At 61.9% G+C, this 24,994-nt stretch carries 28 protein-coding genes; 20 read left to right on the top strand and 8 right to left on the bottom strand.

Features of this window, described 5'->3' with window-relative positions; translation table 11 throughout:
* Positions 1–311 precede the first annotated feature (311 nt).
* Entirely contained in the window at positions 312–1,199 is an 888-nt protein-coding gene (gene rhtA / locus ACM6I7_RS26035) for a threonine/homoserine exporter RhtA (protein ID WP_027613370.1), read from the top strand.
* A 169-nt stretch (positions 1,200–1,368) separates the two neighbouring features.
* Positions 1,369–1,650: a hypothetical protein gene (locus ACM6I7_RS26030; protein WP_007965435.1), complete on the top strand. Its 282-nt coding sequence runs from the start codon at positions 1,369–1,371 to the stop codon at positions 1,648–1,650.
* A gap of 1 nt (position 1,651) precedes the next feature.
* Here ACM6I7_RS26030 and ACM6I7_RS26025 read toward each other — a convergent pair whose 3' ends face one another.
* Entirely contained in the window at positions 1,652–2,230 is a 579-nt protein-coding gene (locus ACM6I7_RS26025; RefSeq protein WP_097088222.1) for a TetR/AcrR family transcriptional regulator, read from the bottom strand.
* A gap of 92 nt (positions 2,231–2,322) precedes the next feature.
* Between ACM6I7_RS26025 and ACM6I7_RS26020 the strand changes: the two genes are divergently transcribed.
* Together ACM6I7_RS26020 and ACM6I7_RS26015 are read left to right on the top strand one after the other, a co-directional pair.
* Positions 2,323–3,051: an SDR family oxidoreductase gene (locus ACM6I7_RS26020; protein ID WP_414889527.1), complete on the top strand. Its 729-nt coding sequence runs from the start codon at positions 2,323–2,325 to the stop codon at positions 3,049–3,051.
* A gap of 40 nt (positions 3,052–3,091) precedes the next feature.
* Entirely contained in the window at positions 3,092–3,688 is a 597-nt protein-coding gene (locus ACM6I7_RS26015; protein WP_414889526.1) for a 2-hydroxychromene-2-carboxylate isomerase, read from the top strand.
* 49 nt (positions 3,689–3,737) lie between these two features.
* On the opposite strand, the gene ACM6I7_RS26010 is transcribed toward ACM6I7_RS26015, so the two are convergent.
* From ACM6I7_RS26010 to ACM6I7_RS25995, 4 genes are all read right to left on the bottom strand, one after another.
* Complete coding sequence (locus tag ACM6I7_RS26010; RefSeq protein ID WP_414889525.1) at positions 3,738–5,546, bottom strand: aminopeptidase P family protein; 1,809 nt, start codon at positions 5,544–5,546, stop codon at positions 3,738–3,740.
* Positions 5,547–5,602: 56 nt separating this feature from the next.
* On the bottom strand, positions 5,603–6,769 hold the full coding sequence (locus ACM6I7_RS26005; protein WP_414889524.1) for an aminotransferase class V-fold PLP-dependent enzyme: 1,167 nt from the start codon (positions 6,767–6,769) through the stop codon (positions 5,603–5,605).
* A gap of 205 nt (positions 6,770–6,974) precedes the next feature.
* Positions 6,975–7,589: a LysE family translocator gene (locus tag ACM6I7_RS26000; RefSeq protein WP_003226640.1), complete on the bottom strand. Its 615-nt coding sequence runs from the start codon at positions 7,587–7,589 to the stop codon at positions 6,975–6,977.
* A 99-nt stretch (positions 7,590–7,688) separates the two neighbouring features.
* On the bottom strand, positions 7,689–7,946 hold the full coding sequence (locus tag ACM6I7_RS25995) for a hypothetical protein (RefSeq protein WP_041069780.1): 258 nt from the start codon (positions 7,944–7,946) through the stop codon (positions 7,689–7,691).
* Between the two features lie 392 nt (positions 7,947–8,338).
* Between ACM6I7_RS25995 and msuE the strand changes: the two genes are divergently transcribed.
* From msuE to ACM6I7_RS25975, 4 genes are all read left to right on the top strand, one after another.
* Positions 8,339–8,902 carry an FMN reductase gene (msuE, locus tag ACM6I7_RS25990; RefSeq protein ID WP_047599911.1) on the top strand — a complete coding sequence of 188 codons (564 nt, stop codon included), beginning with the start codon at positions 8,339–8,341 and terminating at the stop codon, positions 8,900–8,902.
* Between the two features lie 10 nt (positions 8,903–8,912).
* Positions 8,913–10,058, top strand: coding sequence for an FMNH2-dependent alkanesulfonate monooxygenase (gene ssuD, locus ACM6I7_RS25985; RefSeq protein ID WP_095137367.1), 1,146 nt, complete (start codon positions 8,913–8,915; stop codon positions 10,056–10,058).
* Positions 10,059–10,188: 130 nt separating this feature from the next.
* On the top strand, positions 10,189–11,376 hold the full coding sequence (locus ACM6I7_RS25980; RefSeq protein WP_346651726.1) for an acyl-CoA dehydrogenase family protein: 1,188 nt from the start codon (positions 10,189–10,191) through the stop codon (positions 11,374–11,376).
* 25 nt (positions 11,377–11,401) lie between these two features.
* Complete coding sequence (locus tag ACM6I7_RS25975) at positions 11,402–12,505, top strand: sigma-54 interaction domain-containing protein (RefSeq protein WP_414889523.1); 1,104 nt, start codon at positions 11,402–11,404, stop codon at positions 12,503–12,505.
* On the opposite strand, the gene ACM6I7_RS25970 is transcribed toward ACM6I7_RS25975, so the two are convergent.
* Complete coding sequence (locus tag ACM6I7_RS25970) at positions 12,502–12,867, bottom strand: antibiotic biosynthesis monooxygenase (protein WP_414889522.1); 366 nt, start codon at positions 12,865–12,867, stop codon at positions 12,502–12,504. The genes ACM6I7_RS25975 and ACM6I7_RS25970 overlap by 4 nt on opposite strands.
* Positions 12,868–12,962: 95 nt before the next feature.
* Between ACM6I7_RS25970 and soxR the strand changes: the two genes are divergently transcribed.
* The 4 genes from soxR (at position 12,963) to ACM6I7_RS25950 (ending at position 16,033) form a co-directional block, all read left to right on the top strand.
* A complete protein-coding gene (gene soxR, locus ACM6I7_RS25965; protein WP_103368494.1) occupies positions 12,963–13,412 on the top strand; it encodes a redox-sensitive transcriptional activator SoxR in 450 nt (149 codons plus the stop codon).
* A 103-nt stretch (positions 13,413–13,515) separates the two neighbouring features.
* Positions 13,516–13,974, top strand: a complete 459-nt coding sequence (locus tag ACM6I7_RS25960; protein WP_097088236.1) for a VOC family protein — start codon at positions 13,516–13,518, stop codon at positions 13,972–13,974.
* A 208-nt stretch (positions 13,975–14,182) separates the two neighbouring features.
* Positions 14,183–15,058, top strand: coding sequence for an alpha/beta fold hydrolase (locus ACM6I7_RS25955; protein ID WP_027613383.1), 876 nt, complete (start codon positions 14,183–14,185; stop codon positions 15,056–15,058).
* 24 nt (positions 15,059–15,082) lie between these two features.
* Positions 15,083–16,033, top strand: a complete 951-nt coding sequence (locus ACM6I7_RS25950; protein ID WP_414889521.1) for a LysR substrate-binding domain-containing protein — start codon at positions 15,083–15,085, stop codon at positions 16,031–16,033.
* Positions 16,034–16,147: 114 nt separating this feature from the next.
* Here the strand turns inward: ACM6I7_RS25950 and leuD are convergent, their stop codons facing one another.
* Positions 16,148–16,762 (bottom strand): 3-isopropylmalate dehydratase small subunit, encoded by a 615-nt coding sequence (gene leuD, locus ACM6I7_RS25945; protein WP_097088242.1) that lies wholly within the window; start codon positions 16,760–16,762, stop codon positions 16,148–16,150.
* Positions 16,759–18,177, bottom strand: a complete 1,419-nt coding sequence (gene leuC / locus ACM6I7_RS25940; protein WP_150368226.1) for a 3-isopropylmalate dehydratase large subunit — start codon at positions 18,175–18,177, stop codon at positions 16,759–16,761. Before leuC ends, leuD begins: the two co-directional genes overlap by 4 nt.
* 390 nt (positions 18,178–18,567) lie before the next feature.
* Here leuC and ACM6I7_RS25935 point away from each other — a divergent pair, with 390 nt between their 5' ends.
* From ACM6I7_RS25935 to ACM6I7_RS25900, 8 genes are read left to right on the top strand one after another with little or no spacing between them, the layout of a single operon-like run.
* Positions 18,568–19,758, top strand: coding sequence for a PepSY-associated TM helix domain-containing protein (locus ACM6I7_RS25935; RefSeq protein WP_414889520.1), 1,191 nt, complete (start codon positions 18,568–18,570; stop codon positions 19,756–19,758).
* Positions 19,755–20,297: a hypothetical protein gene (locus ACM6I7_RS25930; protein ID WP_027613388.1), complete on the top strand. Its 543-nt coding sequence runs from the start codon at positions 19,755–19,757 to the stop codon at positions 20,295–20,297. Before ACM6I7_RS25935 ends, ACM6I7_RS25930 begins: the two co-directional genes overlap by 4 nt.
* A complete protein-coding gene (locus ACM6I7_RS25925; RefSeq protein ID WP_103368488.1) occupies positions 20,294–20,635 on the top strand; it encodes a hypothetical protein in 342 nt (113 codons plus the stop codon). The genes ACM6I7_RS25930 and ACM6I7_RS25925 overlap by 4 nt, the downstream gene beginning before the upstream one ends.
* A complete protein-coding gene (locus ACM6I7_RS25920; protein WP_027613390.1) occupies positions 20,632–21,207 on the top strand; it encodes a DUF6162 family protein in 576 nt (191 codons plus the stop codon). The genes ACM6I7_RS25925 and ACM6I7_RS25920 overlap by 4 nt, the downstream gene beginning before the upstream one ends.
* 35 nt (positions 21,208–21,242) lie before the next feature.
* Positions 21,243–22,172 (top strand): metal ABC transporter substrate-binding protein, encoded by a 930-nt coding sequence (locus ACM6I7_RS25915; protein WP_098964849.1) that lies wholly within the window; start codon positions 21,243–21,245, stop codon positions 22,170–22,172.
* Positions 22,169–23,017 carry a metal ABC transporter ATP-binding protein gene (locus tag ACM6I7_RS25910; RefSeq protein WP_285373371.1) on the top strand — a complete coding sequence of 283 codons (849 nt, stop codon included), beginning with the start codon at positions 22,169–22,171 and terminating at the stop codon, positions 23,015–23,017. The genes ACM6I7_RS25915 and ACM6I7_RS25910 overlap by 4 nt, the downstream gene beginning before the upstream one ends.
* Positions 23,017–23,916, top strand: coding sequence for a metal ABC transporter permease (locus ACM6I7_RS25905; protein ID WP_003226663.1), 900 nt, complete (start codon positions 23,017–23,019; stop codon positions 23,914–23,916). The genes ACM6I7_RS25910 and ACM6I7_RS25905 overlap by 1 nt, the downstream gene beginning before the upstream one ends.
* Complete coding sequence (locus ACM6I7_RS25900; RefSeq protein WP_414889519.1) at positions 23,917–24,822, top strand: metal ABC transporter substrate-binding protein; 906 nt, start codon at positions 23,917–23,919, stop codon at positions 24,820–24,822. It abuts the gene before it with no gap.
* Positions 24,823–24,994 lie beyond the last annotated feature (172 nt).

Genomic DNA, 24,994 nt, shown 5'->3' with positions numbered 1-24,994 from the left:
CGAGAAGATCGAACCGTCAAAAGAGCCAAACATCACCGCCCTTTCAACTCCTTCCAGGCTTCGATGAACTGAAGCAAGCCGCCGTCGAAAACTGCGCAACTCATTGAATCTCAAGGAGTTTTCCGTTTCGACTGCGCCGGAAGTGGGGCGAATTATAGACCTCCTGAATCTGCCGTCAACCGTTAATTTCAGTTTTCTATCAATGCACCGAAAAAGCCTGCTTATATATAGATGCAACGTCAGCGAATGCGCAGTATATTGCCCAACACTTAAAACAACACCCTGTTCTCACCTTCGGATGATGCCTTGCAATGACTGACCAACCTCGCTCTCTGGCCTCAATGCTGTTCCCGGTTGGCCTCTTATTAATAGCCATGGCATCCATTCAGTCTGGCGCCTCTCTGGCCAAGAGCATGTTCCCGGTGGTTGGCGCTCAAGGAACGACCACTCTGCGCCTGGTCTTCGCCAGCGTGATCATGCTGTTGTTATTGCGCCCTTGGCGCGCAAGGCTGACAGCTCAGTCCCTGCGCACGGTGATCGTTTACGGAATGGCGCTGGGCGGGATGAACTTCCTCTTCTATATGTCATTGCGCACCGTGCCACTTGGAATTGCAGTCGCGCTTGAATTCACGGGTCCGTTGGCCGTCGCCATCTACGCCTCCCGCCGCGCTATCGACTTTCTCTGGATTGCTCTGGCGGCAGTTGGCCTGCTGCTGTTGATCCCGACAGGAGCGACATCCACGGGGATTGATCTAATGGGCGCCGGTTACGCCTTGGGGGCCGGCGTGTGCTGGGCGCTGTACATTCTGTTCGGCCAAAAGGCTGGCGCCGACAACGGCGTGACGACCGCGGCGCTGGGCGTGATGATTGCCGCACTGTTTGTCGCCCCGATCGGCATCGTGCATGCCGGCGCGGCATTGCTCACCCCGTCGCTGATCCCGGTGGCCATCGGCGTCGCCATCCTCTCGACTGCTTTGCCCTACACGCTGGAGATGGTCGCCCTCACCCGCATACCAGCCCGCACCTTTGGGACGTTGATGAGCATCGAACCGGCCTTTGGCGCGTTGTCCGGGCTGCTATTCCTGCAGGAGTACCTCACGCTGTCACAATGGATGGCGATCCTGTGCATTATTCTGGCCTCCGTCGGGGCAACCATGACCATGGGCAGTAGCGCCAAACCCGTTGTAGCGGCAGATTGAAACAGGATTTGACGAAGGTCTGGCAATTGGCGTTCATTTAGGCCATGTTTAGACCCCTTAACTCAGTGCCAGACATGGATTTTTTCGGACAGGGATATCGAACCGCTTAAAGCGCAGGCGAATACAGGCAGACCCGAGCGCCAGACTCGTGGCTACCATAAGGACGGTAATGAAACGAATTTTGATACTGATCGCTGTATTGGCAGTAGCGGGGTGCGCAGCCACTTCCAAGACCCAAGTGAAGCACGGTAAAAAAGGGCTGCACATCAACTGTTCCGGGCTGTCGTCCTCTTGGGACAAGTGCTACACCAGCGCCGCCAATGCCTGCGCCCCAAAGGGCTACAAAGTCATCGCCAAATCAGGGGACGCCGTGGAAGAACCCGGCGACTACCCGTTCGGTCTTAATCCGGCCGGTTATACCAGCCGTAGCATGATCGTCATCTGCAAATGAATCATGCTGGCTGCTCGCCTTGTCGAGCAGCCAGCTGACGCCCGATTTCCTCATGACTGGATTTCAAAACCGTCCGTTGAATCTCCGGCGTCACCAGCATCCGCGCCACTACCAACGCTCCGACGCATTGCGACAGAATCGCCCACGCCAGGCTGTCGCTTTCCAGAATCTGCGCCCAACTGGCGTGCAACCGACAAATCCACAGTTCAGCCTGCTCGCGAACCTGATCATCTGAACGGGCAATTTCCGCACCCAGTGTTGGCAAGGCGCAGCCCGATTCAGGCTGCTCCACGTGAGCCATGCTCAGGTACTGTTTCAGACAGCGTTCCAGCCGCTCACGATCCTGCGCCCCCTGCCCTCCCAGTCGCTCCAGGCTCTGACACAGTTCACGCTCGACGATCGCCGTGAACAGCTCGTTTTTCGACGAGAAGTGGTTATAAAACGCTGCGCCACTGAGGCCGATGGCCTTCATCAAACCATCGACACCGACTGTGGAAAAGCCAGAACGCTTGGCTGACAGCGCGCTGCTGTTCAGCAGCTTTTCTCGGGTTTCCAGCTTATGACCGGCGGAATACCGCATGTGCTTGCCCTCTTGATCGACCGCCTTGACGTTGTCCGGATCCTAGCATAACGTTCGTTCACTTAACGATCGTTTACTAAAGGGATCTACCCATGAATAACAAGAAGGTCGTGTTGGTGGTGGGTGCGGGCGATGCCACTGGCGGAGCGATTGCCAAGCGCTTTGCCAGAGAAGGTTTTATCGCTTGCGTCACCCGGCGCAGCGCCGACAAATTACAGCCGCTGGTCGAGGCGATTCAGGCCGAGGGTGGCGAAGCTCACGGCGTTGCCTGCGATGCGCGCAAGGAAGAAGACGTGATTGCGTTGATTGAAGAGATTGAAACCCACCTCGGCCCGATCGAGGCGTTTGTCTTCAACATCGGCGCCAACGTGCCTTGCAGCATTCTCGAAGAAACTGCGCGCAAGTATTTCAAGATCTGGGAAATGGCCTGTTTCTCCGGTTTCCTCAATGCCCGCGAAGTGGCCAAGCGCATGGTCACCCGCAACCGCGGCACCATCCTGTTCACTGGCGCCACCGCCGGGCTGCGCGGTGCTTCGGGATTTGCCGCGTTTGCCGGCGCCAAACACGGCATCCGTGCACTGGCGCAAAGCATGGCGCGCGAGTTGGGGCCGATGAACATCCACGTCGCCCATGTAGTGGTCGATGGCGCGATCGATACCGACTTCATCCGCAACAGTTTCCCCGAGAAGTACGCGACCAAGGATCAGGACGGTATTCTCAATCCCGAACACATCGCCGAAAACTATTGGTATCTGCACAGTCAGCCACGGGATGCCTGGACCTTCGAGCTGGATCTGCGCCCGTGGAACGAACGCTGGTAAGCCCCGCCTCCTCCATAACAATAATCAGAGAGCAGCGAAGATGACGAAAACCGTGGAGTTCTATTTCGACCTCGGCAGCCCTGCCACCTACCTGGCTTACACCCAATTACCGAAAATATGTGCCGCAACCCAAAGCGAGCTGATCTATATCCCGATGCTGCTGGGCGGCGTGTTCAAGGCGACTGGCAACGCATCGCCGGCAATGATTCCGGCGAAGGGCCGTTACATGTTTCAGGATCTGGATCGCTACGCAAAACGTTACGGTGTGCCGCTGAAATTCAATCCGCACTTCCCGATCAACACGCTGATGCTGATGCGCGCGATCACCGGCATCCAACTGCACCAACCGGAACGCTTTCACGCATTTATCGATTGCCTGTTCAATGCATTGTGGGTGGAGGGACGCCCTCTCGATGAGCCGGAGACTGTCGCTGCGGTTTTGAGCGGACAGGGCTTCGATCCCAATGAAGTCCTGGCCCTGACCAACGACGAGACAGTCAAGGCCGCTCTGAAGGACAACACCGAAACAGCCATTAAACGCGGGGTGTTTGGCGCGCCGAGCATGTTTATCGGCAACCAGATGTTCTTTGGACAGGACCGCCTCGACTTCGTCGAAGAGGCCCTGCGTCAGGCTTAGAAAAACCTCAGAACCCGGACGCTGCCAACAGCGCCCGGGTTTCAGCCATTCAAATCGCCGCTGTGCGCGTGTTCAGCCACTCCAGCGCGGCCCCCTCCAGCAACGGACTCAGACGCTCACGCACTTCAGCATGGTAGGCGTTGAACCACTCCTTTTCTTCCTGCGTGAGCAAGGACGGCTCCAGGCAGCGCGTGTCGATCGGGCACAGGGTCAGCGTTTCAAACTTGAGGAACTCGCCAAACTCGCTGCTCCCCGCCTCGCGGTTCATCGCCAGGTTCTCGATGCGCACGCCCCAACGACCTGGACGATAGGTGCCCGGTTCGATCGAGGTGATCATCCCAGGTTGCATCGCCGTTTGCGGTGCCGGTACTGCCTGATAGGCGATCACCTGCGGGCCTTCATGCACGTTGAGGAAATAGCCGACCCCATGACCGGTGCCGTGACCGTAATCCACGCTTTCAGCCCAAATCGGCGCACGCGCGATGGCATCGAGCAACGGCGACAGAATGCCTTTCGGGAAATGCGCCCGCGACAGGGCAATCACTCCTTTGAGCACACGCGTGCAGTCACGCTTCTGCTCAGCCGTCGGCGTACCGACCGGCACCATTCGAGTGATGTCGGTGGTGCCACCCAGGTACTGGCCGCCCGAGTCGATCAGCAGCAAGCCGTCACCCTCGATCACCGCGTGTTCTTCTTCGGTGGCGTGATAGTGCGGCATCGCGCCATTGGCGTTAAACGCGGCAATCGTGTTGAAGCTCAGCGACACGTAATCCGGACGGCGCTCACGGGCAGCGGTGAGTTTTTCGTCGATGGTCAGTTCGGTGATGCGTTCACGGCCCCAGGCCGATTCCAGCCAGGCGAAGAATTCGCACAACGCCGCGCCATCCTGTTCCATGGCCTTGCGAATGTGCTGTGCATCGGCCTCGCTCTTCTGCGATTTGGCGAGAGTGGTCGGGTTCAGGCCTTCAACCAGTTTCACCGCGCTGTCGAGGTTATCCAGCAGACCGCTGGTCACCCGCGCCGGATCCACCAGCAGACTCGCACCACCCGGTACGGCGCGCAAGGCGTCGGCGACCTCGCGGTAATCGCGCAGAGTCACGCCGTCCTGTTCCAGCACTGCACGCAGTTCGGCATCGACTTTGCTCAAGGCCACAAACAGCGTGGCCTGCTGTTGATTGATCAACGCAAAAGAAACAAACACCGGGTTGAACGACACGTCGCCGCCGCGCAGGTTGAACAGCCAGGCGATGTCATCGAGGGTGGCGATGAAGTGCCAATCGGCGCCACGTGCCTGCAGGGTCTCGCGCAGTTTGGCGAGTTTTTCGCCACGGCTGACCGTCGCTTGCGGTGGCAGATGTTGGTAGATCGGCGCGTTCGGCAGGCTCGGGCGATCCGCCCAGACTTCATTCAACAGGTCGATGTCCGTGCGCAGACGCGCGCCACGCGCCTCAAGCTTGCTGCTCAGGGTACGTGCCGAAGCCACGGCCATCACCGCACCGTCGACCGCCACCACGCCACCTTCGGGTGTCTGCTCCGCCAGCCAGTCCAGCGGGCTCGGCTGACCCGGTTGCAGCTTGACCAGTTCGATGCCGCTGCCCTTGAGTTCCTTGGTCGCCTGTTCCCAATAGCGACTGTCGGCCCAGACCCCGGCGAAATCAGCAGTCACGATCAAAGTGCCGACCGAACCATGAAAGCCCGACAGCCATTGCCGCCCCTGCCAGTAGCCCGGCAGGTACTCCGACAGATGCGGGTCGGCCGATGGCACCAGCAACGCATGAATGCCTTCGCGGCGCATCAGTTCACGGGTGTGCGCCAGGCGCTGGGGAACCGTTCCTTCGGTCAAAGTCTGGGTACTCATCATGTCTCCTGCCAATCACTTCATCGTTATTGTTCGTAGCCGTGAAAACCGGCTGGTTAAAGCCCTGTCGCCCAGAATGCCGGGGCACTGGCGCAGGCGCCTTTGATCAGTGCTGCCGCCTGATCGACATCATCGGCGGTGGTGAAACGGCCGAGACTCAGGCGAATGGTGCGACCGGCCAGCCGGGCGTCGTGCCCCAGTGCCAGCAGCACGTGAGAAGGCGTGTTGCTCGCCGAGTTGCAGGCCGAGGTCGCGGAAAAGGCGATCGACTGGCTCAAGGCCGCACTGTTGAATTCACCTTCGCTGAAGGTCAGGCTCAACGTGTGCGCGATGCGCTGGCTGGCGCTGCCGTTGAGACGTACGCCTGGCAGACTCAGCAACTGTTCGAGCAGCCGTTCACGCAGCGCCACGATGGACTTTTTCTCGGCATCGAATTCGGCAGCCGCCAAGGCGAATGCCGCGCCCATGCCGGCGATCTGATGCGTCGCCAGGGTCCCGGAGCGCAGCCCGCCTTCGTGGCCGCCGCCATGAATCTGCGCCTGCAAGCGCTGCTGCGCGCGTGGGCCGACATACAACGCGCCGATCCCCTTGGGACCGTAAAGCTTGTGCGCCGAAAACGACATCAAGTCCACTGGCCACTGCTGCAGATCGATCACCACTTTGCCGGCGCCCTGCGCAGCATCGACATGAAACAACGCGCCACGGCCGCGCACGACTTCACCGATCGCCGGGATATCGTTGAGGGTGCCGAGTTCGTTGTTGACCAGCATCAGCGATACCAGAAAGGTGTCGTCGCGCATGGCTTCGCTGACCGCCTGCGGGGTGATCAGGCCTTCAGCATCAGGCACCAGATAGGTCACCGCAACGCCGGCATCCTGCAATTGCCGGGCAGTATCGAGAATGGCTTTGTGTTCGATCTGACTGGTAATGATGTGGCCGCCGGCAACGCCGCGCGCTTGGGCCACGCCCTTGAGGGCGAGGTTGTTGGATTCGGTGGCGCCGGAAGTCCAGACGATCTGCGCGGCCTCGGCGCCGACCAGTTCGGCGACTTGCCGACGGGCCTGCTCGACCGTGTGCCGGGCCTGCTGGCCGAAGGCATGGGAGCTGGACGCCGGGTTGCCGAAGTTACCGTGAAAACCCAGACAATCGATCATCACCTGGATGACCCGCTCGTCCACCGGGGTGGTGGCGGCGTAATCGAAATACAACGGACGTTTAATCATAAAAGACTCGCAGAGCGTGTTCCGGGATCAGGAGGCTCGTGTCTGCAAACGGCACAACGCAGCCTTGTGAGCTGCGCCTGGGTTCGAGACCGTCATCAATACCTGATCGGATGCCGTTAAAGAAGAACAACTTCATTTAAAAGTGCGTAGGAACGCTCCTGAAGCCGAGCTTAACAGGCATCGGGCCGGCGGTTGAAGCAATGCGTCAGTGAAAGCTTTCGAGAAGTAACGGGTACAGCGAAATCACCAACAGCGCCGCCATGCCCCAGTTGAACACGCGCAACCAGCGCGGGTCCTTCAGCACGTTACGCAGCAGCGTGCCGCACGCTGCCCAGACGCCGACGCTGGGCAGGTTGATGATGGCGAACACGGCGGCGATCACCACCACGTTGGTGAAGTAACCCTGCATCGGCGTGTAGGTGCTGATGGCGCCGATGGCCATGATCCAGGCCTTGGGATTGACCCACTGAAACGCGGCGGCACCCAGATAGCTGATCGGTTTGGCCTCGCCTTCCACGCCCTCACCCACCGGCCCCGAATGGGCGATTTTCCACGCCAGGTACAACAGATATGCAGCGCCGAGATAGCGCAGCACGGTGTAGAGAATCGGGTAAGTCTGGAATACCGCGCCCAGGCCGAAACCCACGGCGACCACCAATACGAAGAAGCCGCAGGTGATGCCGAGCATGTGAGGAATGGTGCGGTTGAAGCCGAAGTTCACGCCCGACGCAAGCAACATGGTGTTGTTCGGCCCCGGTGTAATCGAGGTGACAAGGGCAAACAGGGCAAAGCCCAACAGCAGATCAAGCGAGAGGGTCATGGGGCAATCCGTCAGGGTCATTCAGGTGTTGACCCTATCGCACGGCAGCGCGCAAACCCACGGACAGTTACGCGAAAATTCAAGCAGTACAGTTTGCGATTAGCTTGGACGACCGTGCAGCTGTATCGCACGCCCGGCGCTCATTTCAGCTTTCTTGTCGAATTGCGATTCGCCCAGCAGTGCAGCTTTTTTCGCATGATATTCGTCGAAAGACAAGCCGCTGCGGTTCAGCGCTTCCATTGCCAGTTCGCGGGTTTCTTCGGCGGTGTACGGCCGTTGTTCAGGGGAAACGTGGGTCGCGCAACCGGCGAGTACGGAGACAGCGAGCAGCAGCGAAACAGTCAGTAAACGATTCATGGGGAGCGTCCTGGCGAGCGGTAGTAGTCGATGGACAAAGGCTACGCCCGCGCCTCTCCGGGCAAAAATCAACGCTCTCAATAGTGGCTATCAGGAATTCAGCTTGATCGGCGACATATCTCTTAACGATCTATAAATATCGATTAACGTTCTTTTACGGAATAAACAGCAGCCGCTATAAATCCCTGCACACGGCGAACAACTGTTGCTCCAGCAACTGTTGCCCAGGCAACAGCAGATCAACAAACCCGCCTGATATCTGCACAACCGACTCACGCCATAGCGCTAAGGCCCAAGTAAACCGGGGCTCTCAGGAATTGGTACAGCGCTTGCTCAAGCCTTGGCACTTACTCACTGCTCGCTGAGCAACTGTTGATAAAAAGGAACTGATCATGTCGCGTCCCCTGAAAGTCGTCGCCCTCTCCGGCGGCACCTGGCGTCCATCGCGCACGCTGGTGCTGACCCAAGCGCTGCTGGCCGAGCTGGCCGGGCACTTGCCGGTCGAGAGTCATCTGATCGAACTCGGTGACATCGCCCGCCCGTTGGGTGGTGCCCTGTCGCGTCAGGAGCTGAGCGCCGAGGTCGAGGCCGAACTGCAAGCTATCGAACAGGCCGATCTGCTGATCGTCGCCGCGCCGGTGTATCGCGGTTCCTACCCGGGCCTGCTCAAGCATCTGTTCGACCTGATCGACCTCAACGCGCTGATCGACACCCCGGTGCTGCTCGCCGCCACCGGCGGCAGCGAGCGCCATGCGCTGGTGCTCGATCATCAGTTGCGGCCGCTGTTCAGTTTCTTCCAGGCGGTGACCCTGCCGATCGGGGTCTACGCCACCGAAGCCGATTTCGCTGACTACCAAATCACCAGCGAACCGCTGAAAGCGCGGATCCGTCTGGCCGCCGAACGCGCCGCGCCGCTGTTCGGCACACAAATCAAACCGTTGCTGAAAATCGCTTAAGGAGCTGTTCATGGATGTTTTCTGGTTCCTGCCGACCCACGGCGACGGCCATTACCTGGGCACCACCCAAGGCGCGCGCCCGGTCACCCTGAATTATCTGAAACAAGTGGCGCAAGCCGCCGACAGCCTCGGCTATCACGGCGTGCTGATTCCCACCGGGCGCTCCTGCGAAGACTCGTGGGTGATCGCCTCGGCGCTGGTGCCGTTGACCGAACGCCTGCGTTATCTGGTAGCGATCCGCCCGGGGATCATTTCGCCCACCGTTTCGGCGCGCATGGCGGCGACGCTCGATCGACTGTCCAACGGTCGTCTGCTGATCAACGTGGTGACCGGCGGCGACCCCGACGAAAACCGTGGCGACGGCAGCTTCCTGAGCCACAGCGAACGCTACGAAGTCACCGACGAATTCCTCAAGATCTGGCGCCGGGTATTGCAAGGCGAATCGGTGGATTTCGAGGGCAAGCACCTGAAAGTGCAGAACGCGAAAGCCTTGTATCCGCCGGTGCAGAAACCGTATCCGCCGTTGTATTTCGGCGGCTCGTCCGACGCGGCGCATGACCTCGCTGCCGAGCAAGTCGACGTGTACCTGACCTGGGGCGAACCGCCCGCCGCCGTTGCCGAAAAACTCGCCGATGTACGTGAACGTGCCGCTCGCCATGGACGCAAGGTGAAGTTCGGTATTCGCCTGCACGTCATCGTTCGCGAGACCGCCGAAGAGGCGTGGAAGGCTGCGGACAAACTGATCGAGCACATCAGCGACGAGACCATCGAAGCCGCGCAGAAATCCTTCTCGCGCTTCGACTCCGAAGGCCAGCGGCGCATGGCGGCGTTGCACGACGGGCGTCGCGACAACCTGGAAATCGCCCCCAACCTGTGGGCCGGCGTCGGTCTGGTACGCGGCGGCGCCGGCACCGCGCTGGTGGGCGATCCGCAGCAAGTGGCCGCGCGGATCAAGGAGTACGCCGACCTCGGTATCGAGAGTTTTATCTTCTCCGGCTATCCGCATCTGGAAGAGGCCTACCGCTTTGCCGAACTGGTGTTCCCGTTGCTGCCCGAGCCGTATGCAAGCCTGGCTGGACGCGGCGTCACCAACCTCACCGGGCCGTTTGGCGAAATGATTGCCAACGATGTGTTGCCCACCCAAGCCAAGGCCTAAAACGCCCCCTGTAGGAGTGAGCCTGCTCGCGAAAGCGGTGTGTCTGCGACGGTGATGTCGACTGTGCTGACCACATCGCGAGCAGGCTCACTCCTACAGAGAATCGCGTCGATTTGATGAGGAACACCGCGTGACCGCCAACCCACAAAGCACCCTGCTCTCCCCGCTGCAGACCGCGCGCCAACTGGCCGCCGAATTCGCCGTCACCGCCGTCGAGCGTGACGAGCGCGGCGGTACGCCGAAGGCCGAACGCGATGCCCTGCGCGACAGCGGCCTCCTGGCCCTGAGCATTCCCACCCGCTACGGCGGCCTCGGCGCGACATGGAGCGAAACCCTGCAAGTCGTGCGCGAGTTCGCCAAGGTCGACAGTTCCATCGCCCACGTCTTCGGCTTTCATCACCTGATGCTCGCCACCGTGCGCCTGTTCTCGCGGCCCGAACAATGGCAGCCGTGGTTCGAACAGACCGCGCGGCAGAACTGGTTCTGGGGCAACGCCCTCAACCCGCTCGACACCCGCACCGTGGTCAAGGACTTCGGCGGTTGGCGCGAGTTTTCCGGGAAGAAAAGCTTCTGCTCCGGCGCCAGCGATTCGCAGATGCTGATCGCTTCGGCCGTCGACGAAAGTGCCGGCGGCAAGTTGCTGATCGCGGCGATCCCCAGCGGTCGCAGCGGCATCACTCTGCACGACGACTGGAACAACATCGGCCAGCGCCAGACCGACAGCGGCAGCGCTACGTTCGAACGGGTGCGGGTCGAGGAATCCGAACTGCTGCTCGATCCCGGCCCGTTGAGCACACCGTTCGCCTGCCTGCGTCCGCTGATCGCGCAACTGACCTTCACCCACATGTTTCTCGGCATCGCCGAAGGTGCTTTTGAGGAAGCGCGCCAGTACACGCTGAGCGAAACCCGGCTCTGGCACAAATCCGCCGCCCGCAATGTGCGTGAAGACCCGTACGTACTCGCGCATTACGGCGAGTTCTGGGTGGCGCTGGAAGGCATCCGCCTGCTGGTCGAACGGGCCGCCGCGCTGCTCGACGAGGCCTGGGCCCAAGGCCCGAACCTGACCGCAGAAGAGCGCGGACATCTGGCCACAGCGATTGCCACCGCCAAGGTCGCCGCCAGTCGTCAGGGGCTGGATATTTGCAGCCGTTTGTTCGAAGTCACTGGCGCGCGCTCGACCCACGCTTCGCTGCGTCTCGATCGGCACTGGCGCAACCTGCGCACGCAGACCCTGCACGACCCGCTCGACTACAAACTTCACGAGTTGGGCGACTGGGCGCTGAATCAGGCGCTGCCGGTGCCAACGTTCTATTCCTGATCCTGCCTTTAATGGAGCGAGCCCCATGCAACTGCTGACCCTTCCGCCCTCACCCGCTCTGGCGACGTCGATCCGTGCCACCGCACAGGTCTTCGAAGACCCCAAGTCCCAGGCCCTGCTGGCGCATCTGCAGCAGGTCGCGCCGAGCGAAGCCAGCGTGCTGATCATCGGCGAGACCGGCACCGGCAAAGAGCTGGTGGCGCGGCACATCCACAATCTGAGCCACCGCCGGCATCGGCCGTTTGTCGCGGTCAACTGCGGTGCGTTCTCCGAATCGCTGGTGGAAGCCGAGCTGTTCGGCCATGAAAAAGGCGCCTTCACTGGCGCCCTCAGCGCCAAAGCCGGGTGGTTCGAAGAGGCGGATGGCGGCACCTTGTTCCTCGACGAAATCGGCGATTTGCCGATGGCGATTCAGGTCAAGTTGCTGCGGGTGTTGCAGGAGCGCGAAGTGGTGCGCCTCGGCTCGCGCAAGAGCATTCCGATCGATGTGCGCGTGCTGGCCGCGACCAACGTGCAACTGGAGAAAGCGATCAATGCCGGAAACTTCCGCGAAGACCTGTTCTACCGGTTGAACGTGGTCAATCTGGAACTCAGTCCGCTGCGCGAACGACCCGGCGATATCCTGCCGCTGACCCGACATTTCATCGAGGCCTACAGCCAGCGCCTGGGTTACGGACGGGTCAGCATCAGCTCCGGTGCCGAACAGAAACTGCGCAGCTACAGTTGGCCGGGGAACATCCGCGAACTGGAAAACGTCATCCATCACACCCTGTTGATCTGCCGCAACGGCGTGATCGAACGCGACGATCTGCGCCTGTCGAACCTGCGCATCGAGCGCCCGGACGATCAGCAGTCGAGCGCCGACGATTCACCGGAAGCGCTGCTGGAGCGAGCCTTCCAGAAGCTCTTCGAACAACAGGCCGGCGCCCTCCACGAAAAGGTCGAAGACGCCCTGCTGCGCGCCGCCTATCGCTTCTGCCATTACAACCAGGTGCACACCGCCGCGCTGCTCGGTCTGAGCCGCAATGTCACCCGCACGCGGCTGATCAAGATCGGCGAACTGGCGGTGAACAAACGGCGACTCACGGAGAACCTGCACGGTGAACGCCTGATCCAGTTGTCGATCTAGCCGACCAGATTGCAGTGCAGCGCATCGTCATGACTGCGGGCGATGCTGCTCAACACCTGAAATGAATTGAAGGTCACGGTCTTCGCCTGATGGGCGCGGATCAGCTGCCAGAAATCCTGCTCGCCGCTTTCAAAGCGACAGAACGCCGCCTCCCCGGCCTCGCGGCTCTGCCATTGCAGTAAGCTCAGCACCCGCCGACCGTCGTCGCTGACCTGGACGCTGGCGCTGACAAAGCCAGCGTAGCGCTGTGCCAGATGTTCGCTCTGCTGCGCCAGCGCACAGACCAATGCCGGTTGCTGGCGCGGCTCGATCTCGAATTCGATCAATTGGGTAAAGCTGCGATTTTTCGCTGAGGTTTGCATGAGAAGTCCCCACTCATCGTAAGCCGAGTCTTGCGACTCGAAGGCCTGCAGGGTAAAACCTCTAGTTAAGTCAAGGTCAAGAGTCCTTTTGCAAAATGATCACCCCGGAAAACCTGCACAAACAGCTCACCGTGGGCGAAGTCGCCGCGCGCAGCGGAGTCGCGGTCACTGCCCTGCATTTTTATGAAGCCAAAGGCCTGATCACCAGCCAGCGCAATGCCGGCAATCAGCGCCGTTACCCACGGGCGGTCTTACGCCGGGTGGCGTTGATCAAGGTCGCGCAACGCCTGGGCATTCCGCTGGCGGAGATTGGCGAGGCGCTGAAGAGACTCCCCGACGACCGCGCTCCGACAGCAGCAGACTGGAAAGTCCTGTCCGAACAATGGCGCCGCGAACTGGACGAGCGGATCAATCAACTGACCTTGTTGCGCGACCGCCTCACCGGTTGCATCGGTTGCGGGTGTCTGTCGATGGAGGCCTGCCCGTTGCGCAATCAGGGCGATGTGCTCGGTGATCAGGGGCCGGGGGCGCACTTTCTGGACTGACTGCTCGTCGGGGAAAAATCCTGGCCGCGCAGACAGTTCTATAGTGAATCTTCCACAAATCCGGTGGAGCCATACCTCGCAAAACAAAAACAGGGAGAACGTCATGAGCGTCAAACCCATTCCCGAGGGGTATCACAGCATTACCCCGTACCTCGGCATCCTCAAGGCTGCCGAAGCCATCGAGTTCTACAAGAAAGCCTTCGGCGCGACCCAGGTCATGCGCCTGGACATGCCAGACGGGCGCGTCGGCCACGCCGAACTGCGTATTGGCGACAGCGCGATCATGCTCGGCACGCCGTGCGATCAAGGGCCGTTGAGTGGTCCGGACAATGCCGTGTCGGTCGGTTTGCATCTGTATGTCACCGATGTCGACAAGTCCTTTCAGCGGGCGCTGGATGCCGGGGCGAGTGCGGTGTCGGAGGTCAAGGATCAGTTTTATGGCGATCGCAGCGGGACGCTGAAGGATCCCTATGGGCACCTGTGGTTTCTCGCCACGCGCAAGGAGGATCTGACGGAAGAGCAGATCAAGCAGCGGGCGATGGAGATGTTCAGTCAGGGTTGAGATTTTCAGGGTTTTGGCTGGCCCTATCGCGAGCAGGCTCACTCCTACAATTGGAACGCATTTCAACTGTAGGAGTGAGCCTGCTCGCGATGAGGCCAATGCGGATAGATCACACTTCACGAACCACCACACCACGCTTCAACCCTTGCCCCGAATGCCGAACACTTTCAGGATGCATCCCACCCGCACCTGAACAAGGATCAGCCCGATGTTTGCCGGATTCGTCAAAGACCAGCGCCACGTCAACGGCGTCGACATCGCCTATCGCCTCGGTGGCAGCGGCCCGGGGCTGTTGCTGTTGCACGGACACCCGCAGACCCACGTGATCTGGCACAAGATTGCCGAGCAGTTGGCGGAGCATTTCACCGTGGTCGCCGCCGACCTGCGCGGCTACGGCGACAGCGCCCGACCGGCTGCCGATGAACAACACCGCCATTACTCAAAACGCGAAATGGCCAGGGACAACCTCGAGTTGATGCAGGCGCTGGGCTTCGAACAGTTTTCGATTCTGGCCCACGACCGTGGCGCCCGGGTCGGCCATCGCCTGGCCCTCGACCACCGCGCGGCGGTGCAGCGGATGATGCTGCTGGACATCGCCCCGACCCTGGCGATGTACACACAGACCAACGAAGCGTTCGCCCGCGCCTATTGGCACTGGTTCTTCCTGATCCGCCCGGCGCCGTTGCCGGAAACCCTGATCGAGGCCGATCCCGCAGCCTATCTGCGCAGCGTGATGGGCAGCCGCAGCGCCGGACTCGCGCCGTTCACCGAGCCAGCGTTCAGCGAATACCTGCGTTGCCTGCAACGTCCCGGCAGCGCCCGAGGCATTTGCGAGGACTACCGCGCCAGCGCCAGCATCGACCTGGAACATGACCGGGCCGACATCGCTGCCGGGCATCATCTTGACCTGCCGCTGCGGGTGCTGTGGGGTGCGCAAGGCACAGTCGGGCGCTGCTTTGACCCGCTCAAGGAATGGCAGCTTGTGGCGACCAACGTCAGTGGCAAGGCGCTGCCGGCCGGGCATTATCTGGCCGAAGAAGTGCCCGAACTGTTGCTCGCCGAAGCGCTGGATTTCCTACGCTGAATCGAGCCCTGTACCGCCGATGCTATGCTGGCGGCTTGTGCCGCCAATGCTCGTTCCCACATGTCCCAGAACCAAGACCCCGTGCCCCTGCCCGAAGACCTGCGCGTGCTGCTGACCGTTATCCGCAAGAACGGTTTTGCCGCCGCTGCGGATGAACTGGGCCTGTCCCCGGCCTACGTCAGCAAACGCATCCAGATTCTCGAATCGACCCTCGGCACCCGCCTGCTGCACCGCACCAGTCGCCGGGTGTCGCTGACCGAGGACGGTGAGCGGGTGCAGCGCTGGGCCTTGCGCATCCTCGATGATTTTCAGCAACTGCATGACGACCTCGCCGACGCCCACGACAACCCGCGCGGGCGTTTGCACATCTGCAGCAGTTTCGGCTTCGGTCGCAACCATGTGGCGCCTGCGGTTTCGCGGCTGGCCGAGCTTCACCCGCAGTTGCAGATTCGCCTGGACCTGTTCGACCGCGCGGTGGACATCGTCAACGAAGGCTTCGATCTGGAAATCCGCGTCGGCGACGACCTGCCCGGCCAGCACATCGGCCGGCAACTGGTGAGCAACCGCCGTGTGCTATGCGCTGCGCCCGCATACCTTGAGCGCCGAGGCACACCGCAGACTCTGGACGATCTGCAACAACATGACTGCCTGGTGATCAAGGAGCGCGACAACGCTTTCGGCGTCTGGCATCTGGATCGCGACGGCACGCAGGAAAGCGTGCGGGTCAGTGGGCCGCTGTCTTCCAACAACGGCGAGATCGTCCTGCAATGGGCGCTCGACGGACGCGGCGTGCTGCTGCGTTCATTGTGGGATGTGAAACCGTTGCTGGAACAGGGCCGACTGCTGCCGGTGCTGGCCGCTTACAGCCAGAGCGCCAATGTCTGGGCGGTGTACCCGACGCGGCTGGCCAATTCCGGCAAGCTACGGGCGTGTGTGGAGTTTCTGCAGGGGCATTTCAAAGCACTGTCACTGTAAAAACAGCCTCCTGTGGGAGCGAGCCTGCTCGCGAAAGCGTCGGGTCAGACAATTGAGTGCTGGCTGAGACGACGCCTTCGCGAGCAGGCTCGCTCCCACAGGGTAAAAGGCGTGTCAGGTCAGCCATGGGTTGGCGGCCAGATGTTCGCGCTCGAACGCCTCGATCTGCTCACGCCGCTGCAAGGTACTGCCTATCGCATCCAGCCCCAGCAACAGTGCGGTCTTGCGCAAGCCGTCAATCTGGAAATCGATGACTTCACCGTCCGCCAGACGTATCTGCTGCGCCTCAAGATCCACATGGATCAGTGCCGTTTCAGGCTGACTCACCAACCGGCCAATGCGCTGCACCTGTGCCTCGTCCAGGGTAATCAGCAACACCCCGTTGCGCTGGCAGTTGTCGTAGAAGATCCCGGCAAAACGGCTGCCGATCAGCGCGCGAATGCCCATTTGCTGCAACCCCCACACCGCGTGTTCGCGGCTGGAACCGCAACCGAAATTCGGCCCGACCACCAGAAAGTTCGCGCCCTGCCAGGCCGGTTGGTTCAACACGAATTCCGGGTTGGGCGTACCGTCGGCAAGAAAGCGCAGATCGAAAAACAGTCCACGATCCAGTCCCTGACGATCGATACCCTTGAGAAACTGCTTGGGCATGATCACGTCGGTATCGACGTTGGCCGCGAGCAGCGGCGCGGCCCGGCCGCTGACTTGCGTGAAGGGTTGCAGGCTCATGGGCGTTCTCCAAAGTGGCGGATGTCGGTGAGGTGGCCGCTGATCGCGGCGGCGGCGACCATCGCCGGGCTCATCAGGTGGGTGCGCGCCCCGGCGCCCTGGCGGCCTTCGAAATTGCGGTTGGTGCTGGAGGCGCAACGGTCGCCGGGCGCGAGCACGTCATCGTTCATCGCCAGGCACATCGAGCAGCCGGACTGACGCCATTCGAAACCGGCGTCGATGAAGATCTGCGCCAGCCCTTCGGCTTCAGCCTGAGCGCGGACCTCACTGGAGCCGGGCACGATCATCGCCCGCACATGCCCGGCCACCCGCCGACCGCGCACCACGCTGGCGGCGTCACGCAGATCCTCGATCCGCGCGTTGGTGCAGGAGCCGATAAAAGCGTGGCTGATGACGATATCGCGCAGCGCCATCCCCGCCTCCAGGCCCATGTATTGGAGGGCGCGGCGCATGTCCTGACGCAGGATCGGATCGTCGATGCGTTGCGGGTCCGGCACCTGCGCACCGATCGGCGCGGCCTGATCGGGGCTGGTGCCCCAGGTGACCATCGGTTCCAGCAGACTGGCGTCGAGATGGATTTCGCGGTCGAACACGGCGCCGGGATCGCTGCGCAGTTCACGCCACTTTTCCACGCCCCGCGCCCACAGTACGCCTTGCGGCGCGCGGGGTTTCCCCTTGAGATAAGCAAAAACTTTTTCGTCCGGTGCCATGAACGCGCCGCGTGCACCGGCTTCTACCGCCATGTTGCAAATGGTCATCCGCGCCTCGACGCTCAGCGCATCAATGGTCGAACCGCAGAACTCGATCGCATAGCCAGTGGCGCCCGACGCACCGATGCGGCCGATCAGCGCCATGATCACATCCTTCGACGTCAGCCCCGGCGCCAGTTCGCCATCCACCGTCACGCGCAGGCTTTTCAGGCGTTTGTAGACCAGCGTCTGCGAGGCCAGCAGGTGCTCGATTTCCGAGGTGCCAATGCCAAATCCGAACGCCCCCAGCGCACCGTACGTGGTGGTGTGGCTGTCACCGGCAGCGATGACCATGCCCGGCAGAATGAAGCCCTGCTCCGGGGCGATCACATGCTCGATGCCCTGACGTTTATCGAGAATGTCCAGCAGTTCGATGCCGAAGTCCCGGCAGTTCTCCGCCAGATACGACACCTGCCGCGCACCGCCGGCATCAGGCATCGCCGCCACCCGTTTGGGGGTGGTCGGGTTGACGTGATCGACCACCGCCAACGCCGTACCCGGCCGCCAGACCTTGCGCCCGGCAGCACGCAGACCGCTGAACGCCTGCGGGCTGGTGTATTCGTTGATCACTTGGCGATCGATGTACAACAGCACATGGCCCTGATCGTCGAGGCGGCACACGGTGTGCGAATCGATGTGTTTGTCGTAGAGGGTTCTGGGGGTCATCAGGGGGCTCACTAGGGGAATCGAGTGATTTCCATCATAGGGAGCGCCTTGACTGCATCAATTGCCAGGCAGTGAGAGCGGCATTCATGAATCGTGTTTGATCGGCCGATCACCGAACGCCCCTGTGGGAGCGGGCTTGCTCGCGAAGGCGTCGTGTCAGTCGACCTCAATGTTGAATGATCGACCGCTTTCGCGAGCAAGCCCGCTCCCACAGGGGGGAATTGCGAAACATTTGCTTTCATATCGTCTTTCGGGATTTGTCCGGCTCATCCGTCCTATATAGATGCAGGCCGCTCGCACAGGCAACAGCCACGACCGCGCCTTTTGCGGACACCCGCGCTGCGAAGCCCGTAGCCGCGTGCCCTTTCATCGAAATCAAGACGCGCAATCATGTCGAAGAAATCCCGCTCCAAACTGTGGTTCCTGGTGCATAGCTGGCTCGCGCTGCCGATCTGGTTTTTTGTCCTGATCGTCTGTGTTACCGGCACGCTGGCGGTGGTCAGCCAGGAAATCGTCTGGCTGGCCAACCCGCAGATGCGCGCCAGCCAGCCATCGGATGACGCGCCGCTGCTCAGCTACGATCAAGTGCTGGCCGCGATCAAACAGGCCGAACCGCAGACGCTGGTGGAAAGCATCAGCCGTCCCGACGAATCGCACTTCGCCCTCGACGTCGAGGTCAGCTACCCCGACGGCCGCTCGCAGACGGTCTACGTCAACCCGTACACCGGGGTGATTCAAGGCCCGGCGCCGGACTTCAACTTCAAGGCGTTCACCCGCGCCCTGCACGGCTGGTGGCTGGTGCCGTTCACCAATGGTTTCAGCTGGGGCTGGTACCTGGTGTCGTTCCTCGGCCTGCCGATGCTCGCTTCGCTGGTCACCGGGCTGGTGGTGTACAAGCGTTTCTGGAAAGGTTTCTTCAAACCCACCCTGCGTTTTCGTCACGGTGCGCGGATCTTCTGGGGCGACTTCCATCGACTGAGCGGCATCTGGTCGATCTGGTTCATCGCGGTGATCTCGATCACCGGCACCTGGTTTTTGATCCAGGCCATTCTGGCCGACAACCAGGTGTCCATCAGCAGCGAACCGATCATTCCCGCCATGTCTCGGGAAAGCGTACCGATGTCGAGCGACGCCAGTCCTCCCCCACGGATCAGCCTTGATCGCGCGGTGCAGATCGCCGAACAGCACATCCCCGGGCTGGAGGTCAGCTTCGTCAGCCTGCCGGGCAATGCCTACAGCCACTTGAGCGTTGGCGGGCGCGGCTGGTATCCACTGATGTTCCAGACCGCCACGCTCAACCCGTACAACGGTGAGATGGCCGCCACGCGACTGCTGACCGACCGTTCCTCGCTGGAGTTCGTCACCGAGTCGATGCGCCCGCTGCACACAGGTGATTTCGGCGGTCTGTGGATCAAACTGATCTGGTTCTTCTTCGGCCTGCTGCTGAGCATGATGGTCCTCAGCGGCCTGTTGATCTGGACCAAGCGCACCGCGCTGGCCACCGCCAACGCCCTCAAGCGCGAAAATAAAAAGGCCCGCAGCCCCCGCGTCAGCCGTGAACCGGCGGAGGTCAGCCTGTGAGCCCGTCCAATCGCACTGCCCAACCGTCCGCCCTGCGCCGCTTCTGGCACAAATGGCGTTTTCATCTGAACGCCCTGTTGCTGCTGATTCCGTTGGGCTTCATGCCCAAGTATTTCGCCGATGCCGCGCTGTTTCGCGGTGACGTCGGCCTCGGTGAGCATGAGGTCGGCGAAATCCAGGTCGGCCCGTGGAGCCTGCGCCTGGCCGAACTGCGTAACGAAGCACCGCGCCTGAGCGGCCCCGCCGGTTACATGAAGGACTTCAATGCCGCCCTCTGCGATGCCTGTGTCGAACAGGTCAAGGCGACGTACCTGCGCATCGGCAAACCGCGCAGCCTGCGCGCCGCCGGGGTGATTTTCTTTGGCACGCCGTATCGCATGGGCGCGCAATTGCCGGTGGCGGAAAAAACCAAAGCCGATGCCGAACTGTGGATCACCATGGAAGGCTGGGACGGCAGCATGCATCAGGCCTCGATTCCCCTGAGCCAGGCCTCCCCCGCCACCCTCGCCTGGCTGAACCAACAAGGAGCCAAACCATGAACCGCGTTCCACGCCCTTCCCGCCTGCGGTTGCGCGCCGCGTTGCTGATGCTGTGCGCAGGTTTCAGCACCGGCGCCCTGGCCCATAACCCGATGTGCGAATGCAAGGCCGTCGATGCCGAGCAGATCAAATGCACCGGCGGCTTCTCCGACGGCAGCGGCGCGCCGGGGGTGACCCTCGATGTGATCGGTTACGACGAAACCATCCTGCTGCCGGGCAAGCTCGGCGCCGACTCAAGCCTGACCTTCAAGAAACCGGCGGCCGAGTTTTATGTGCTGTTCGACGCCGGCCCCGGCCACGTCGTGGAAATCGACCAAGCCGACATCGAGGCCCCATGAGCACGCCCACCACCCAAGTCGTCCGCCCGGCCGGTGCCGGGCATGAAACCCTCAATGTTCTGCTGTTGTGTTTACTGATCCTTGCCGTCGCCGGCTCGGTGGTCGCGTGGCGCGGGGTGTCCCATGAACCGGAACCGGTCGCCAGCCATCAGCTCGATGCGCGGCGCGACCTCAGCGCTGCCGAGCAAGGCATCTACGCCGACCTGCGGGTGACCCTCGATGAAATCCGCCTGCTGCGTGCAGAACAGCAAAGCCTGCCGACACCACAGACCCTGGCTGAAGAAGGTTTCGCCCCGTTCGCTCAGGACGCCAGCTCGGTCAGCCGTGGTGGCCATGCCTGGCAGTTACTGGCGGACCGCGCCTATTTCGGCCACAGCCAGTCGCCCGCCGTCGCCGGTTCGTTCGTGATGCTACTGAGCGCCGACGCCACTGCCGCGCCGGACATCTGGCTCAACCGCGCCGCCGAGCTGCAGACGCCCACCGAACTGACTGACGCCGCGCTGTCCGCCGCAGGCTGGAAACAGATCGTCGCGCAGTTCGATGCCGGCGTGACCCGCGAGCATCGCCACTGAACCTTCGCCTTCACCCGAGAGAAGACCGCTTGCCCATGCTTATTTCCCTGACTCGCCGTCCCCTCCTGCGCACCCTGCTGTTAGGCCTGTGCGCGTGCCTGCTGAGCCCGCTGGCCAGCGCCGATCCGGGCAAACGCCTGCGCATCGGCATCACCCTGCACCCGTATTACAGCTATGTGGCGAACATCGTCGGCGACAAGGCCGAGGTAGTGCCGCTGATTCCCGCCGGTTTCAACCCGCACGCCTACGAGCCACGCGCCGAAGACATCAAGCGCATCAGCGGGCTGGACGTGATCGTGCTCAACGGGGTCGGTCATGACGACTTCGCCGACCGCATGATCGCCGCCAGCGAAACGCCGAACATCAAGACCATCGAAGCCAACGAAAACGTGCCGCTGCTGGCGGCCACCGGTACCGCTGCGCGCGGCGCCGGCAAAGTGGTCAACCCGCACACCTTCCTGTCGATCAGCGCCTCGATTGCCCAGGTCAACAACATCGCCCGCGAGCTGGGCAAACTCGACCCGGACAACGCCAAGGCCTATACCCAGAACGCCCGCGCCTACGGCAAACGCCTGCGGCAGATGCGCGCCGATGCGCTGGCCAAACTGACTCAGGCACCGAACGCCGAACTGCGCGTGGCCACGGTGCATGCGGCTTATGACTATCTGCTGCGCGAATTCGGCCTGGAAGTGACGGCCGTGGTCGAACCGGCCCACGGCATCGAACCGAGCCCGAGCCAGTTGAAAAAGACCATCGACCAACTGCGCGAACTCGACGTGAAGGTGATCTTCTCCGAGATGGATTTCCCCTCGACTTACGTCGAGACCATCCAGCGTGAGTCCGGGGTGAAGCTGTACCCGCTGTCGCACATTTCCTATGGCGAATACAGCGCCGACAAGTACGAAAAGGAAATGACCGGCAACCTCGACACCGTGGTGCGGGCGATTCAGGAGTCCGGGGCATGACAGCAAAAGAAACCCTCTCTGACACCCCGCCATCCCCTGTGGGAGCGAGCCTGCTCGCGAAGGCGTCCGGTCAGTCAGCATCATTATTGAATGAACCACCGCATTCGCGAGCAAGCCCGCTCCCACAAGGGGTAAGTGGGCCGACTCTGGATTTTGCGGGAGTCTCTCTGACCCTCGGGCGCACCACGATCCTCGACAACGTGACCTTCCAGGTTCAGCCCGGTCACGTCCACGCCCTGGTCGGCCCCAACGGCGGTGGCAAGAGTTCGCTGATCAAGACCCTGCTCGGGCAAATGCCGCATCAGGGTCAACTGAGCCTGCACTGGCCCGGCCAACCCGGCACCATCGGCTACGTGCCGCAGGCGCTGGAGTTTGATCGCGGCCTGCCGATGACCGTCGACGATTTCATGGCCGCCATGTGCCAGCGCCGCCCGGCGTTTCTCGGCCTGAGCAAGCATTACGCCAAGGCCATCGGCGAGGCGCTGGAACGGGTCGGCATGCAGGACAAGCGGAAGCGGCGCATGGGCGCGTTGTCCGGTGGCGAACGGCAGCGCGTGTTGCTCGCTCAAGGCTTGATCCCGGCTCCGCAATTGCTGGTGCTGGATGAGCCGATGTCGGCCCTCGACGAAGCCGGGATCCAGGTGTTCGAACGCCTGCTCGGCGACTGGCGCGCCGCTGGCATCACCGTGCTGTGGATCGAGCACGATCTGGAAGCGGTCAAGCGTCTGGCCGACCGGGTCACCGGTCTCAACCGCCGCGTGCTATTCGACGCCACGCCGCAACAGGCACTGACCCCGGAACGTCTGCTGAGTCTGTTTTCCACCCATCCACGGAGCGCGGTCTGATGAGTTACGAAGCCTTTCGTTTGATGGTTCAGGGCTGGGCGTCGTCCGGGTACCTGCCGGAAGCGCTGGCCTACGGCTTTGTGGTCAACGCATTGCTCGCCGGCCTGTTGATCGGTCCGGTGCTCGGTGGCCTCGGCACGCTGGTGGTGGTCAAGCGCTTTGCGTTTTTCTCCGAAGCGGTCGGGCACGCGGCGCTGACCGGCGTGGCCATCGGCATTCTGCTCGGCGAACCCTACACCGGGCCGTACGGCAGCCTGTTCGGTTACTGCCTGTTGTTCGGCATCCTGCTCAACTACCTGCGCAACCGCACCGGCCTGGCGCCCGACACCCTGATCGGCGTGTTTCTCTCGGTGTCGCTGGCGCTTGGCGCGAGCCTGCTGTTGATTCTGGCGGGCAAGATCAACGTGCACATTCTGGAGAACGTGCTGTTCGGTTCGGTGCTCACCGTCAATGGCAACGACCTGCTGGTGCTGGCCATCGTCGGTTCGCTGGTCATGGCCCTGGCACTGCCTTTGTACAACCGGATCATGCTCGCCAGTTTCAACCCGCAACTGGCGGCGGTGCGCGGCGTCGCGGTGAAGACTCTGGATTACCTGTTCGTGATTCTGGTGACGCTGATCACCGTCGCGGCGGTGAAGGTCATCGGCGCGATTCTGGTCGGCGCGTTGCTGGTGATTCCGGCGGCGGCCGCGCGTTTGCTCAGCCAGTCGCTCAAGGGCTTCTTCTGGTGCTCGGTGCTGATTGCTACCGTCAGCACGCTGTGCGGGATTCTCGCGCCGATCGTCTTCGATCTGCCAATCCCGTCCGGCGCCGCGATCATCCTGGTCGCCGGCATCGCCTTCGCCCTCGCCGCCATTGCGCGCGGGGTTGTCCCGAGTCTGAAAGGGAACCTTGGATAAATGATCTTCTCACTGCGAAAACTGACCCTGGCCATGGCCCTGTGCGGCGTGGTCGGCAGCCCGTTGCTGGCGGCTGAAAACCCTCAACCGCTGCGCGTACTGGCCTCTTTGCCCATCACCTACGGCCTCGGCGAAGTGCTGCTCAAAGGCACCGACGTCAGCCTGGAACGCGCGGCCCCGGCGAATCTGCCGGGCAGCCGTCAGACCGCATACTTCACCGGTCGCGGCGCTCCGGCGCTGGGCAAACTGGCGAGCAATGCCGACGCGGTGATCGGCGTGCGCTCGCTGTGGGCCGATGATCCGCTGTACCCGATCGCGCGGCGCAGCAACATTCGCATTGTCGAAGTCGACGCGGCGCGCCCGGTGGATGGCGCCCTGCCGGGGATTGCCGTGCAGCCGGGGCTTAAGGTCGATGGTTTGAACAGTCAGCCATGGCTGGCGAGCAACAACATGGGGCGCATGGCTGACGTGATCGCCGCGGATCTGGTGCGCCTGGCGCCGTCGGCCAAACCGAAGATCGAGGCCAATCTGGCGATGCTGAAACAGCGCCTGCTCAAGCTCAGTGCCGACAGCGAAGCGCGCCTGGCCGAGGCCGACAACCTCAGTGTGCTGAGCCTCAGCGATCACTTCGGTTATCTGATCGGCAGCCTGAATCTGGAGCTGATTGGCCAGGACGCGCGAGCAGATGCCGAGTGGACAGCCGAAGATCTGAAGAAGCTCACGGCGACGCTGAAGGACAACGACGTGGCGCTGGTGCTGCATCATCGTCAGCCGTCGGAGGCAGTGAAAGCAGCAATTGCCGCCTCGGGGAGTCATCTGCTGGTGTTGAGTACCGATGCAGCGGACCCGGTGGCGGAGCTGGAGGGGAATGTGGATTTGTTGCTCAAGGGGTTGAGCGGGGCGTAGTTTCAGTTACACCGCGTTATCGTTCTTCGCGAGCAAGCCCGCTCCCACAGGGGAGTTGTGTGCACCACAGATCCAATGTGGGAGCGGGCTTGCTCGCGAAGAGGCCCGCCAGAACAACACCATTGCGAGCAATGAAAAAACCCGCTGCCTGTCACCAGTCCAGCGGGTTTGT

The sequence above is a fragment of the Pseudomonas sp. IT-93MI4 genome, from assembly GCF_949767635.1.
GTDB classification, from domain to species: domain Bacteria; phylum Pseudomonadota; class Gammaproteobacteria; order Pseudomonadales; family Pseudomonadaceae; genus Aquipseudomonas; species Aquipseudomonas putida_A.
The sequence above is the reverse complement of the archived record's forward strand: the minus strand, read 5'-3'. Positions and strand labels throughout refer to the sequence as shown.